Source organism: Ekhidna algicida (genome assembly GCF_051379705.1).
GTDB lineage: Bacteria > Bacteroidota > Bacteroidia > Cytophagales > Cyclobacteriaceae > Ekhidna.
The window spans coordinates 3,881,404-3,895,242 of the sequence record NZ_CP179868.1; the positions used below are offsets into that span (position 1 = coordinate 3,881,404).

A 13,839-nucleotide genomic window follows, 5' to 3' on the forward strand; every position below is an offset into this window, starting at 1 on the left:
CTATATACTTGCCCGAATAGCTATAATGAAGTTTCTCCCCGGAGCGCTAATTCCTGACGAATAAGGTCGATAGTGTTGATCCATTATATTTTCTATTCCAGCATTTACATTGAAATGTTCATTTATCTGATAGCTTGACTTCAAATTAAGTGTATACCAGGCGGGTGAACCAGAGTCAGTGTATAAGTATGGCTTCCGATCAATTTCTGCTGATGGAATATCATCTCGATTTCGTGCTGCATTGTATTCAATGTAAAACTCAGAGCGTAACTTCTTTTGCTGGTGCGTTACAGAAGCTTTACCGAAAATTGGTGTGGTATGCCTTAAAGGCTCATCATTCGTGAGGTCCTTTCCGCCTGTATAACTAATGGTTTTCGAAATGGCCCAATTATCTGCAACTTCCGCTGTTACGATTAGGCTACCTCCATAAATTTCTGCATCTCCGGCATTTATTTTTGAAAAAACTTCGAGTGTCTCTCCATCAATTGTAGCAGTGCTGCTACTATTTAGCGTGAAAGCTCCATCCACAATAGCATCAAACAATCGGCTGTGGAATGCTACCACTTTGAATAGTGCTCGATCCGTTTTACGTTGATAAGCCAATTCATTACTCAGAGAGTACTCCGGGTTAAGTTCCGGATTAGGGACTACAATACTATTGCCCACATCGAAGACTTTCCCTACATCATCAACGTTGGGCGCTCTGAAACCTGTGGACACATTATAGCTGATTTTGTTGTTTTCATTTAGGTTGATGGCCAGGCCTAAAGAACCATTTAGTGCAGAATTTTTAAGATCTATCCTGGAGGCATTATTGGATAATGCCTGAGTGTTGGTTGTTCTTGCTTTCAGATTAATTGTATTGAATCTCAGTCCACTATTAAATGTGACTTGATTGGTAAGTTCATAAACATAACTACCGTAGATAGCGAATGAGGTGAAATCGCTTCCTCCATCTGGATATCTGCTGCCAGTTGGTGTTACTTCATTGGTCTCCAGGTTTCTGCGATAGCCTTCTGATGCTACATCGTTGTGATAGAAGTCCAATCCATAGTACAGGTTTGATCTGGTGTAGTCCTTGTCGAAATCAACAGATATTGAGTACATATCTACAAACTCTGAACGAGTGCGCAATCGGTCATCCCCAAAATCTCGATCGTTTCGACTTTCTTCAAATTTTTGAAAAGCAAATGTGACACGCGCCTGATCGAAAACCGCATTGCTTTCGTAAAAGCTTAGCTTCAGATTATGCATTTGCCATTTTTGTGGTCCATAATACCACTCTGCTGCGGCCAATGAATCAGTATTAGGGCCCAGTGTTTCCGTCAGGTTGTCATATCTGGGAATATCCGTGGTAGTACTGAAATAGAAACCGTAGCTGATATCTGTGTTGGGACTTATGCGATACTTGACCTTAGAAATGGTGTTGAATAAGTCATAACCGGAAAATTTCTGCACGTTCACGTCATTATTTCTCACTAGACGATCCTGACCATTGATTCTTTCCACATAAAACTTTCGCTCAAACTCCCCTTTATAATCGCCTGAACGTCTACCTCCGGCACGCAAATCATCAAATGCTGTAAAGGAGGAGGAGTGGAAGAATGTATATTTTTTCTGACCTACTGACACGTCTACATGTCCCGTGCGTTCATTTGCTGCCGAGCTATACCTTACCAATGCATTGGTGCTAATATCTGTTACGTCATCTGTTGACCATTTTGGATTGATCGAATGGAAATCCATTACACCACCCATGGCGTCACTGCCGTAGATTACAGAACCTGGACCAAAGATTACTTCGGAACTTTCTAGCGCATTCGGATCGATGTTTATAACATTTTGAAGGTTGCCGCTTCGGAAAATGGCGTTATTCATTCGAACACCATCTACCACTAACAAAACAGAATTTGCTGCAAATCCTCTGATCTTTGGAGAACCTCCACCAAGCTGGCTTTTTTGCACGAAGACTTGCCCGGAACCAGCCAATAAATCTGCAGATGTTTGTGGATTCTGAAACTGAATAGTCTTTTTATTCACAGACATGATCTTCTGAGAAATATTCTCTTCTTCCTGTTCCCATTTGTTTGCCGAAATCACCACTTCATTGAAAGACATGATTTTTTCCTTCATGGATACTTTCAAGTCACTACCGAGAAAAGCAATAGACTGTTGATGATAGGAAGGATGCTGAAAGAAAACCAGTCCTTTTGGAAAGGCTGAGATGTCGGCAATTCCTTTCTCGTTGGTATAGGCTACATTCTCCTTATTTTCATGATAGACGAATACATCGACTACCGACTTTCCTGAGGCTTCATCTACAACAAGGGCATTTTGAGAGTAAGAGAAAGTAGTGGCAAAGAGAAGAAGAAAGGTAATCTTATGATTAAGTCTCATTCAGTCATTAATTTCGGATGCGAATTTCACACTTTTAATGCAAAAATTGAGCCGTTCATGCCTATTATAAATTCAAAATATCATAGAAGGCCCTGGTACTTTTTCAACGGTCACTTTGAGACAATTATTCCTTCATTGTTTTATGAGGTGGATGGCATTGCGTATGAACGTGAGCGTATGGAATTACCAGATGGAGACTTTCTTGATTTGGATTGGGTAAGAAATGAAAACAAAAGGTTAATAGTGCTTAGCCATGGTCTGGAAGGAAGTGCAGACCGACATTACATTAAACGCCCGGCGCAGTTTTTTTCTGATCAAGGCTGGGATATTCTCGCATGGAATAACCGCAGCTGCAGCGGTGAAATGAATCGACTGCCCAGGTTCTACCATCATGGCGCAACGGAAGATATTGCTGCGGTGATCGATCGAGGGCTTAGTGAAGGATATGAAGAGGTTGTATTGATGGGCTATTCCATGGGAGCCGGAATGCAACAAAAATATCTAGGTGAGCGTGACCCTGATGAACGAATTAAAGGAGCCATTTCCTTCTCCGTACCGTGTAATGTGCAGAACAGTGCTGAAATGTTGAAAATTGGAGCCAATCGGATTTATGAAAACCGTTTCATCTCCAAATTGAAGCAAAAAATCATTGAGAAATCGGAGCAAGTGGATCTACCTGTAGACATTGAAGTCATCCAAAAAGTGAAAAATTTCAGGGAATTTGATGAGGCTTTTACCTTAAAGGTTCATCCGGAGTATAAAGATGCCAATGACTTTTACACCCGTATCACAAGTGATCAGTTTTTACCTAATATCAAGGTACCACTCTTGATTGTGAATGCACTCAACGACCCCATGCTTGGTGACCCATGCTATCCATTGAATATTGCTGAAAATAGCAACAATATTTATTTGGAAATGCCCAAGAAAGGAGGGCACGTAGGTTTTACCATGCCTGGAAGTAAGTGGAGTTATATGGAGTTTGCTGCTGATGAATTTATAAAGGAAGTTATTCTTTCTCAGTAAACTTCAGGGAAGCTCCGTTGATACAATATCGAAGACCGGTAGGTGCAGGACCATCTGCAAATACGTGACCCAAATGACCATCGCAGCGCGCACACAATACTTCCGTCCGCACCATTCCATAGGCGCGATCATCCTCCTCCGCAACATTTACTTCGTTGATAGGTTCGTAAAATGATGGCCAGCCCGTTCCGGACTTAAACTTGGTTTCAGAAGTGAAGAGAGGTAGGGAACATGCCGAACATACATACGTACCTTCCTTCTTGTTATTCAAGAGATCGCTGGTAAACGCGCGTTCTGTTCCTTTTTCACGAAGTACGTAATATTCGAAATCGGAGAGTTGTTTCTTCCACTCAGATTCTGGTTTCTCGATCTTTTCGAAAGGTAGATTTTTAACATCTGTATTCTTTTCTGCCTGCTGCTGTTGTGCGCAAGAGAAGAAAGAAAAGGTAATGGCAAAAAGGATGATTAAATTTTTCATACTCAATAAACGCATTTAGTGATCATATCAGTTTCGTTACCAACTCAAAAGGTCATGTATGTGACTATTGCAAAATCGCCATGTACCGAGTCCAGATTCCGACTTCTTCGGTGTATTGCTTAGCCATCACACGAGTGATTTGTGATAGATGCCCCAAATCATGTACCGTCCAACTTGACAGCAGGTTCCTAAGTGTAACTTCTCCCAACTCAGGATGTTTGCCCTTTTTATCAAGATTATCTTTGATAGGAAGTGATTTGAAAACTTCCATGTTTTCTTTCCGAAGTTTTTCAAACTCAGAAAGTAGATCAGCCATGGTTTTGCCTTTGCCTATTTCATATTGAGCGAACCGATCGAAAGGTTCGAAGGTCTTTGCTGTTCCATGTTCCAGGATTATTTTCATTCGAGGAATCCAGTCGGTCTTTTCGCCGTGAATCAAATGGCCGACAACATCAAAAGGACTCCAGGTGTCTGGACCTTCATTGTTTTGTGTCCACTCGCCGGATAGATTGTGAAGTAGTTCATTAAGCACTTTAGGTGTACGATCCAGAATTTCAATGGCTTTTTCTATTTCATATTGCATTGAATAAAGGTATTAAAGTGTGTTGATTTTGATAGGGTAGCAAAATATAATGGGATACTTCAGCGAAGTATCTACTTGCAGAAAGCAGATTAATTCAAGAATTTTTCCATCAGCGCATTTTTGAAATGAACGCCGGAAAACATTTTGTGCTCGTCTTCATAATGTTGATAGCCGTTGTTGCTAAAGAAAGGTTGTGCAGTAATACTCACGGATGACCAGATTCGCTCAATCTTAGCTGATTTGGCCTGCTTCTCCACTCTTTCTAAGAGCAGTCCGGCTATGCCTTTACGCTGATGGTCTTTGTGGACATACATGAAGTCGAGATAACCTTCTGCATCGATGGAACTAAAGCCTAAGATTTCGTCTTGGATGTGAGCGACAAAAAATGATTGTGTCTTAAGCTTTTCAAGCCAGGCACTTCGGTTTTTGGCTTTGCTCCATGCAGCTATCTGTTCTGCATTATAATCTTTTGCATTGATGTATTGGATCGTGCCTACGAATAGCTCAAGGATTTGATCCAGATCTTTTTCTGTGGCTTTTCTAATGTCCACTACTTCAGTCGTTCAATTGCCATCTCCGCTACTCGCTCACCAATCGCTAATGACGAGGTAGCAGCCGGTGAGGGAGCATTTCCTACATTGATAAACTTGTCGTGCTCCACTACAAGGAAATCATCGATCAATCCACCTTTTCGGTCGCAAGCTTGCGCGCGAACGCCAGCACCGCCCTTTACTAAATCTCTTTTTTGAATCTCCGGTATCAGCTCTTGCAGCGCTCTGGTGAATGCTCCTTTGGAATATGAGCGATACATCTCTCCAAATCCGGTTTTCCAATATTTATATGCTACGCGCACAAAGCCGGGATAAAACAGCGTTCCAAGTAGCTCCTTCATATTAATCTGGCTCTTTTTGTAGCCTTCTCTTGCAAAAGCGAGCACAGCGTTTGGACCAGCCTCTATGCCACCATCGATATGTCGTGTAAAGTGCACGCCCAGGAAAGGGAAGTTTGGATCAGGCACAGGATAAATAAGGTTCTTAACCAGATGTTCCTTCTCAGGTTTAATCTTATAATACTCTCCTCTAAAAGGTACGATCTTGAAGTCAATCTTTGCTCCGGTCAGCTTGGCGATTTTATCCGTATAAAGCCCGGAGCAATTCACTACCACACGGGTTGTCAGTCGTTCATTCTCAGTATGCACATGGATGAAACCCCTTTCTTCTTTGAAGCTCATCAGTTTATTGGAAGAAAAGATCTCTCCACCAAAGTGCTTAAACTTCTCAGCATACTTATCAGCCACCAGCTTGTAATCGATGATTCCGGTATGGGGAACATACAAGCCACTGACTCCTGCGACATGCGGTTCATGTTCCTTCAGCGCATCAGCAGTTAGTTTCTTGATTCCTCGTAATCCGTTGGCTGAGCCTCGCTCGTACAGGGTGTCAAGCGCATCTAGCTGAGAATCCCGCGTTGCAACAACCACCTTGCCGGTGAGTTCGTATGGGATTTCTTCTTCGTTGCAAAAGTCCAGTAGCATCTGATAGCCATCCACACAGTTCTTTGCCTTGTAGCTCCCAGGCTTGTAGTATAATCCGGAATGAATGACACCACTGTTGTGACCTGTCTGATGCTGCGCGATAGTGCGTTCTTTTTCAACAACAGCAACTTTGTAATTGGGATTCTTTTCTTTGATCTTCAGTGCGGAAGCAAGCCCAACGATACCACCACCGATCACAACAACATTATACATATACCTGAATGAATGACAAGTGCAAAGATGTTCACCTTTATGTTGATAGGCAAGGAGCTATTCCGGCCATTTGATGGTCTCTTCATCAATAAACTGTGGGCCCCATTGAATCTCTTCGAGGATGTCCTGGTGTAGCCAGAAGTTGAGCGCCAGTGATTCGGAAGAGATAAGCTTTTGGTCCGGGTGGTCTTCGGAAGATAAATCTTCGATTTCCAGATCCTTCACACCGAGTAAGTCCAGCTCTTCCATAAGCTCATCCATATCCAGACCGATAAGCGATGAACCTTTGAGCGTGTAGTCTTCTGAAGATACGGAGAAGATCACCAGGCGCCAGTCTTCCGCTTCTTCAAAACTCAGGTCCAGCCGAAGAGGATGATATTCCCAAGCGTCGCTCTGATCAGTTTCATCATCTCCATAGTGTGTCACTTCCTGATGGTCAGGATCTCCAAGCAAAGCTTTCACTTCTTCGCGGGTCATCCCAAACTTCAGTTGTCCCAGTCCGATTCCCGGTAGTATTTCTACATGCTCTTTTTTCATAGAAGTAAAGTTAGTGATTGGGAGAATAGTGGATCCAATTCCAGCTAACTACCGTAAAATAAGAAGACTGTGAGACTGACTAATTCCCATTTCGCACAGGATATCCCATCTGGGCCCAAACCAAAATCCCCTCATCCATGATCGCTGTATTTTTAAATCCTTCTCTAATAAGTGTGTTTACCACACGCTGAGAGGCAGCATGCGGGCAAGCACAATACACTACAATCATGGTGCTGTCATTTGGAATGTCCTCAATGAAGTTCTCCGGTTCTTCATAGTAGGGGACAGGAATGGCTCCCGGAATATGCATTTGTCTCCAGGCTACTTCTGAACGTGCGTCAAGAATAACGATTCTTAGGCTATCATCCATTGCTTGTTTTAGCTGCTCCGCAGGAAGGTACTTGCCTTCTTTCAGGGTAAAGGAGGGTACGTTGCTGTCCGGGTTGAGGACGTAATCTTCCGGGAGTGGAATCTTCACACTATCTCCTGCGGGCACGTCCCAGCCTGAAGCTCTGCTTCTCAAAAAAGTCGTGACGCCATCAATTTCGTCTTTGCTCAAGGAGTCTTTGAATGCAATCATTGGCGTGCCATCTCTGCCCTCGGCAATGGCGTAGCGTAAAAAGTGGTCAGTTGCGGTAGCCAGTAGCATCGGATTGCCCAAAGCTGGAGCGCTGATGCCTTCTCCTTTTTCGCCGTGACAAACGGTACAATTAGCTTGATACACCTGAGCACCTAAGTCCACATCCCCAAGCACTTGGTCTCGGGAAAGTTTTAGTGGCTCATCCACGCCGGCTGTATCGTAGAGCCATTTGAGCAGGACTTCTATATCAATATATTCAAGAGGTCCTCCACGTGAGTCAATATAACCACCCATGGCCGTATTTGCTCTTCCATATTGTATCGTATATCGCATAAAATTGGTCTCCTGACTTGTTGCAAGAAGAGATTTGGATCGGAGGGAAGGTGCATTGTCTGCGGCATATCCTTCGCGATTTTCCCCATGACACAACGCACAATACTTTTGATACAAATTGGAGGCATGAGCAACTGCAGAACTGTCAAGTTCTCCATTCATCGAAAGCATTTGAGCCATCGATCCTTGTTCTTCAGGCTCTTCTATAAACTTCATTTCCAGTCCGGCGGCCAATTCTGCCGCTAAGGTGAGCGAAGGAAGCGAGTCTGCGAGATTCAATGCCTCTATAGGTAGCCGTTTCTTGAGGAAGGTGAAGGTCGAGTCGATGTTTTCAACCTCAAAAGTCAATCCGATCACTTTTGAGTTGATCGTGTCTGCTGCCAGCGCTTCTGAAGAAAAAATGTACAGTTCCTGACGGTCAGCCACCTGAAATGTTGTGCTTTCTTCTGTAGATGCTATAATATCAAAACCCATGTTCTTCAACTCATCCGTGACGCCATTTAGGTTTGCGACAGCAACACGAATGGCGCGAATACCAACCACTCCATTGGGATGTTTTCTAAAGCTGCGCCAGTAGGCATAATAGGTTCTCCATTCTTTTGAAATCGTTTTATAGTCGAAAGTGGTCTGCTCCACAAATTGCGGTAAGTATGCGTTCAGGTCTTGAGAACTAAAATTCAGGTTTCGCCGCTGCGGACTTCCGGTATCCCACGTCCAGCCGTCTGGTGTTTCAGTTGAGACGCGATACGATTCAATGGTATCCATGGAATAGCCTAGAGAGGCCAGCCAGCGAGAAGTGGAATCAGCTGAAGAACTTGAAAAAGCGTAAGTGATCAACTGGTCTTTTCCGAATTGAAAGTTTCTTAATAGTGCTGGCAGCGAATCTTGATTAATGGAATCATTAATGGAAAGAATTTCTAACACGGTATTATCCGGGAAAGTAGCCTTCACCGCAATTGTCCCCTCATAAGAACCTCTGGAGGTGTTATCCCGAATGTTGAATCCCAGCGTGTCCATAAAATAGCTTCGTGTTGCTTGCACATCTTCCACAACCATACTGGCACTGTTGATGCCAAATCCTAAACCAAGGAGGTAGGGTTCCTTTTTTTCTTCCTGCGTGCAGGACAGAGTAAATAATAAAAGAGTAGCGAAGAAAATAATCGTTGGCACGTAACCTAACCAACGAGTAGGCGATTGGCGTTTGTTCATGAGGTTAAATTTAATTCAAAAATCAGCTCAGTACTTTACATACCAAATAATGAACCGCATCGCGTTACAAACGAAAGCTTACTGAAATTCCGAATGAATGTAGATTCTACTTCGTCAGTTCAATCTCCGCCTCTACAAACATCCCCGGCAATAATTCCAGCTCAGGGTGTTCTACATGCGCATGTACCTGAATCATGCGTGTTTGGGCATCAATTGATTTTCCAATTAGAAAGACTTCAGATTCATATTGAGTAGCACTGATTTCAGGAACTCTAAACATGATGAGTTGTCCTTCACGGATGTTTTTAAGATCCTTTTCAAAAACTCTCAATTCCAGATGTACGTGATCGGTATTTACAAGGGTCGTCACCTCGCTTCCTTGTTCAATGAATTCACCGGTATTCACCAATAACCGGTCTACGTAACCAGATATCGGCGCATAGATGTTGATGGATTCAAACAAGCGATCAGGTGTCACTTTGTCCAATGGAATATTCATCATTCTCAGTCTTTTACTTACAGCCTCCAGATTGGCCTTCGAAATTTGATAGTTCATTTGCATCTCCTCAAAATCCTGATCGGCTGTTACGCGTTCATCATGTAGTGTTTTAGCTCTGCTGAAAACTTTTTCCAAATAAGCTACGGTTGCCTTATCCATCAGATAATCTTCTTGCAAAGCAATGAATGCAGGATTGACCAGCTTGAATAGCAAGTCACCTTTGTTCACTTTGCTGCCTTCAAGTATCCTGAGATCTGAGATATATCCTTCGAAATAGGGCTGGATGCTTACTCGTTGGTTCGGCGGAACATCTACAATTCCCTGTATGGAAAGGACATTGCCTTCACCCACTTCAGATGAGATTGGTTTGTCCAGGAGCGATGATGGAATTACAGCAGTCTGCGGCTGCTTCTCTTGATTTATTTGCTCGGGCTTCTCACTGCATCCAAGCAGGGTAACCACTATGTATATAGAAATTAGCTTTTTCATTTTGTCAATTTTTGTTGGGATTGATAGTTCTTATTAGACAGGTAAAAAATGGTCGGCAGTACAACCAAAGTCAGGAAGGTTGCCGTGATCAGCCCTCCGATCACTACAGTAGCCAGCGGTCGCTGCACCTCTGCTCCGGCTGAGGTCGATGCTGCCATGGGTAAAAATCCAAGTGCGGCTGCAGAGGCGGTTAGCAATACAGGCCTCATTCGTTGCTTTGTTCCTTCAATGATGGTTTCTCTGATGCTTGCGTATTTACCCTTCTCAATCAATGATTTGTAGTGTTCTATGAGGACGATTCCATTCAATACTGCAATTCCAAACAGTGCAATGAATCCAACTCCTGCAGAAATGCTAAATGGAAGTCCTCTGATCCACAGGAGAAATACCCCACCAATGGCGGCCAAAGGAATAGCTGTGAACACCAGGAATGCTTCCTTCACTGATTTGAAAGCAAAAAAGAGCATAATAAAGATGAGGAATAATGCCAATGGCACTGCAAAGGTTAGTCGCTCTCTCGCGTTCTTTAAGTTTTCAAATTGGCCTCCATAGGAGATCGAGTAGCCTACCGGAAGGGAGATATTTGCTTCAATCAGCTCTCGGGTGTCTGTTACAACCGACTCTAAATCACGGTTTCGGACATTGACTCCTACTACGATTCTCCGTCTGGTGTCGTCTCTGGATATTTTAGCCGGTCCTTGTGTGTATCGAATGTCAGCCAGTTCCCTCAACGGAATCTGTAAACCGGCTTGAGTGGAGATGGTCGCATTTTTAATATCATTGATATCCTTTCTGAATTCCTGACCGTAGCGTACCACCAAATCAAACGTTCGTTCTCCTTCGAAAACAACTCCGGCCGTTTTTCCTGCAAAACCGGAGGTTATCACATCATTGACGTCCGAAATATTGAGCCCATATCTGGCAATTTTGCTTCGATCATAAGTCACCAACATCTGTGGAAGCCCCTCTACTTTTTCAACAGAGATATCAGATGCACCTTCAATATTTTCAATCAGTTTCGCAATCTCCTCGGCTTTATTGGTCAATATTTCTAAATCTTCCCCGTAGATTTTAATGGCCAAATCAGCCCTCGTTCCGGTGATCAACTCATTGAAGCGCATCTCAATCGGTTGGGTAAATTCATAGTCGACGTTTGGAATCTGAACAATTAATTCCTCCTTGATAAGATCTGCGAGCTGGTCTTTGCTTGAGGCTGATGTCCATTCTGATTTTGGATGCAAAGTGATGATCACATCCGTCTCTTCCATTGACATGGGATCGGTCGGAATTTCGGCTGCTCCAATTCGGGTGACCACTTGATCTACTTCCGGGAATTGCTTAATCACCTTCTCTATTTCCGTGGTGATCTCGATGGTCTTACTCAGGGAAGTGCCTGTTTCCAGGATCGGTTGTATCACAAAGTCACCTTCGTCCAGCGTGGGTACAAATTCTCCCCCCAGACGTGTGAACACAAAGACGGATGTTAAGAGTAATCCAGAAGCCAGAAATAAGACTACTTTATTGTGATCAAGCGACCATGTTAGAGTCGGCTGATACACCTTCTGTAGTTTGCTAATAAAGACGTCTGACCAATTAGAATCTTTCTTTTTCGTTCTTGCCAATAAACTGGTGATCACAGGAACGTAGGTAAAGCAAAGCAGCATGGCTCCAATCAATGCAAAACAGAAGGTCATGGCCATCGGAATAAACATTTTCCCTTCTATGCCGGTGAGCGTCAGGATGGGAATGAATACGATGATGATGATGAGTTGTCCGAACACGGCGGAGTGCATCATTTTGGACGCACCTTGAAAAGTGATTTTGTCGATGACAGGTTGCTGTTCGGAGCGAGGCAGGAGACGGAGCTCGGCTTGCTTACTTTGAATTTGTGAAACCACATACTCAATGATGATGATGCTCCCGTCAATGATGATTCCAAAATCTATGGCTCCCAGGCTCATCAGGTTTGCGTCGATACCAAATTGGTACATGAGTGATATGGCAAAGAGCAAACTGATGGGAATGACCGATGCGATGATCAACCCGGTTCGAATGTCACCGAGCAGGAGTATCACGACAAAGATGACGATGAGGCACCCCAAAACAAGGTTTTCGGTGATCGTGTAAGTGGTTTTGTTGATCAGTTCACTTCGCTCAAGGAATCCGTTGATAGATATCCCGGGTGGAAGCGTCCCTTGTATCTCATCCACCCGCGCTTTGACCAGTGAGATCACTTCCTTTACATTAGATCCTTTGAGCATCATCACCTGGCCGAGCACTTTCTCACCTTCACCATTTCCGGTGATTGCCCCAAAGCGTGTAGCAAAACCAATATTCACTTCTGCGATATCTTTTACGTAAACCGGAATTCCGGCGCGATTATCCACGACAATGTTTTCAATATCTGCTATGCTGGCAACGGCACCTTCACCTCGGATGAAATAGGCTTGATCTCCTTTTTCGATATATCCACCACCGGCAATGTTATTGTTCATGGCGAGGGCATCAAATACGGTCTTTAAGGACAGGTTCAGTGATTTCAGCGTTTCGGGATTGATGGTCACTTCCAGTTGCTTCAGGTGACCACCCCAGGTATTCACTTCCACCACTCCCGGAATGCCTGAGAGCTGACGCCTCACGACCCAATCCTGAATGGTTCTTAATTCCGTAGTGGTATATTGGCCTTTATACGCAGGGTCTACTTCCAGTACATACTGGTAGATCTCTCCCAGGCCTGTTGTGATTGGCCCCATGGAAGGAGAGCCAAATCCTTCCGGAATATTCTCCGACGCAGATTTGATTTTTTCTGCAATGAGCTGACGTGGGAGGTAGGTGCCCAGCTCGTCTTCGAAGACGATGGTAACTACAGACAGGCCAAACTTAGAGACGGACCTGATTTCTTTAACTCCCGGCAAGTTGGCCATTTCCAGTTCCACCTGATAGGTGATGAATTTTTCCACGTCGGAAGTAGATAGGTTCCTGGAGGTGGTAATGACTTGTACCTGGTTGTTGGTCACGTCGGGAACAGCACCAATAGATATCCGGGTGATGGAGAATAATCCATAACCTACCACCGATGCGGTCAATAGTAAAATGATCAGTTTATTTGATAAACTGAATCGTATGATTCTTTCAAGCATAATTCAGAAAAAAAATGATTTAGAGGATAATGATGTCCGGATGGACGATGAATGTGCTAGCCTATAGCAGGCGGTCCTCTAAATTGTAAGCTGCGTATCTCCTGGACAGAGTTGTCAGAGATGAATTCGGCTGGAAATTGATCCGTCTGAACGCCGTAATACGTTCGTTCGAATACAGAGTTATCAAAAAAGTCAGGAGAGATGAACGTAAAGCTGGCAGTTTTAAAGTCTTCTAGATGGTCGCCACCCATGTCGATATGGAAAACCAGCTGCAGCAGGTCAAAAAGATCATCGGCCTGCTGATGTTGCTCAACATGCTCTGCTTCATCAAGCTCCGAATGGTGCTGATGCGGGATGAATGTGTGAAGCAGGAGCAAAGCTCCGGCAAGTACTAACGATATGGTTTTAATGTGCTTCACTGAAACAAATCTACGAAATAGCTAAAACGACTTAAGGGTCGCATGCTAATTTGTAATCAAAACAAATAAGAATCCGGCGCAATCGGAATAAGCTTCATCATTGGAATTGTTGATTTTGATCATCGATATGCGGAGCATGAGTGAGATGTGCTAATCCTTGAGTTTAAAAACTTTGATCAACCAGTTCGTGATTTTCTTTTTGAAGAGCAAAGCGATGGAGATTACCGAAATGGAGATGGCGATGAGCTTGTATTTGAATTCATAATCCATCATGGTATAGCTAGCCTCCAAGGCAACAAGTAAGTAAGCTGTATTAAACACCAGAAAGAAAAATATGCCTGATGATGCCTTTAGGGAAGAGAATCCGCCGGTAAATCTCCACAGCGCCATTAAAAACAGGAG

General features: G+C 43.7%; 12 protein-coding genes. 1 reads left to right on the forward strand and 11 read right to left on the reverse strand.

The window, feature by feature from the left end; all coding sequences use genetic code 11:
- Positions 1 to 2,397: a TonB-dependent receptor gene (locus tag ACL8WY_RS17590; protein ID WP_436516074.1), complete on the reverse strand. Its 2,397-nt coding sequence runs from the start codon at positions 2,395 to 2,397 to the stop codon at positions 1 to 3.
- Positions 2,398 to 2,454: 57 nt separating this feature from the next.
- Here ACL8WY_RS17590 and ACL8WY_RS17595 point away from each other — a divergent pair, with 57 nt between their 5' ends.
- On the forward strand, positions 2,455 to 3,423 hold the full coding sequence (locus tag ACL8WY_RS17595; RefSeq protein ID WP_436516075.1) for a YheT family hydrolase: 969 nt from the start codon (positions 2,455 to 2,457) through the stop codon (positions 3,421 to 3,423).
- Here the strand turns inward: ACL8WY_RS17595 and msrB are convergent.
- The 10 genes from msrB to ACL8WY_RS17645 form a co-directional block, all read right to left on the reverse strand.
- The gene (gene msrB, locus ACL8WY_RS17600) at positions 3,407 to 3,901 is read right to left on the reverse strand and encodes a peptide-methionine (R)-S-oxide reductase MsrB (protein WP_436516076.1); all 495 of its coding nucleotides are present in this window, start codon (positions 3,899 to 3,901) and stop codon (positions 3,407 to 3,409) included. The two genes, ACL8WY_RS17595 and msrB, sit on opposite strands and share 17 nt — an antisense overlap.
- Positions 3,902 to 3,965: 64 nt before the next feature.
- Positions 3,966 to 4,484, reverse strand: coding sequence for a DinB family protein (locus tag ACL8WY_RS17605; protein ID WP_436516077.1), 519 nt, complete (start codon positions 4,482 to 4,484; stop codon positions 3,966 to 3,968).
- An 89-nt stretch (positions 4,485 to 4,573) separates the two neighbouring features.
- Entirely contained in the window at positions 4,574 to 5,035 is a 462-nt protein-coding gene (locus ACL8WY_RS17610) for a GNAT family N-acetyltransferase (RefSeq protein WP_436516078.1), read from the reverse strand.
- A complete protein-coding gene (gene lhgO, locus ACL8WY_RS17615) occupies positions 5,035 to 6,231 on the reverse strand; it encodes an L-2-hydroxyglutarate oxidase (protein ID WP_436516079.1) in 1,197 nt (398 codons plus the stop codon). Before lhgO ends, ACL8WY_RS17610 begins: the two co-directional genes overlap by 1 nt.
- A gap of 57 nt (positions 6,232 to 6,288) precedes the next feature.
- Positions 6,289 to 6,768: a hypothetical protein gene (locus ACL8WY_RS17620; RefSeq protein WP_436516080.1), complete on the reverse strand. Its 480-nt coding sequence runs from the start codon at positions 6,766 to 6,768 to the stop codon at positions 6,289 to 6,291.
- 79 nt (positions 6,769 to 6,847) lie between these two features.
- Entirely contained in the window at positions 6,848 to 8,890 is a 2,043-nt protein-coding gene (locus ACL8WY_RS17625) for a c-type cytochrome (RefSeq protein ID WP_436516081.1), read from the reverse strand.
- Between the two features lie 106 nt (positions 8,891 to 8,996).
- Positions 8,997 to 9,878: an efflux RND transporter periplasmic adaptor subunit gene (locus ACL8WY_RS17630; protein ID WP_436516083.1), complete on the reverse strand. Its 882-nt coding sequence runs from the start codon at positions 9,876 to 9,878 to the stop codon at positions 8,997 to 8,999.
- Positions 9,875 to 13,018: an efflux RND transporter permease subunit gene (locus ACL8WY_RS17635; RefSeq protein ID WP_436516084.1), complete on the reverse strand. Its 3,144-nt coding sequence runs from the start codon at positions 13,016 to 13,018 to the stop codon at positions 9,875 to 9,877. The genes ACL8WY_RS17630 and ACL8WY_RS17635 overlap by 4 nt, the downstream gene beginning before the upstream one ends.
- A gap of 56 nt (positions 13,019 to 13,074) precedes the next feature.
- Positions 13,075 to 13,437 carry a hypothetical protein gene (locus tag ACL8WY_RS17640; RefSeq protein ID WP_436516085.1) on the reverse strand — a complete coding sequence of 121 codons (363 nt, stop codon included), beginning with the start codon at positions 13,435 to 13,437 and terminating at the stop codon, positions 13,075 to 13,077.
- A gap of 150 nt (positions 13,438 to 13,587) precedes the next feature.
- Positions 13,588 to 13,827 carry a hypothetical protein gene (locus ACL8WY_RS17645; protein ID WP_436516086.1) on the reverse strand — a complete coding sequence of 80 codons (240 nt, stop codon included), beginning with the start codon at positions 13,825 to 13,827 and terminating at the stop codon, positions 13,588 to 13,590.
- Positions 13,828 to 13,839 lie beyond the last annotated feature (12 nt).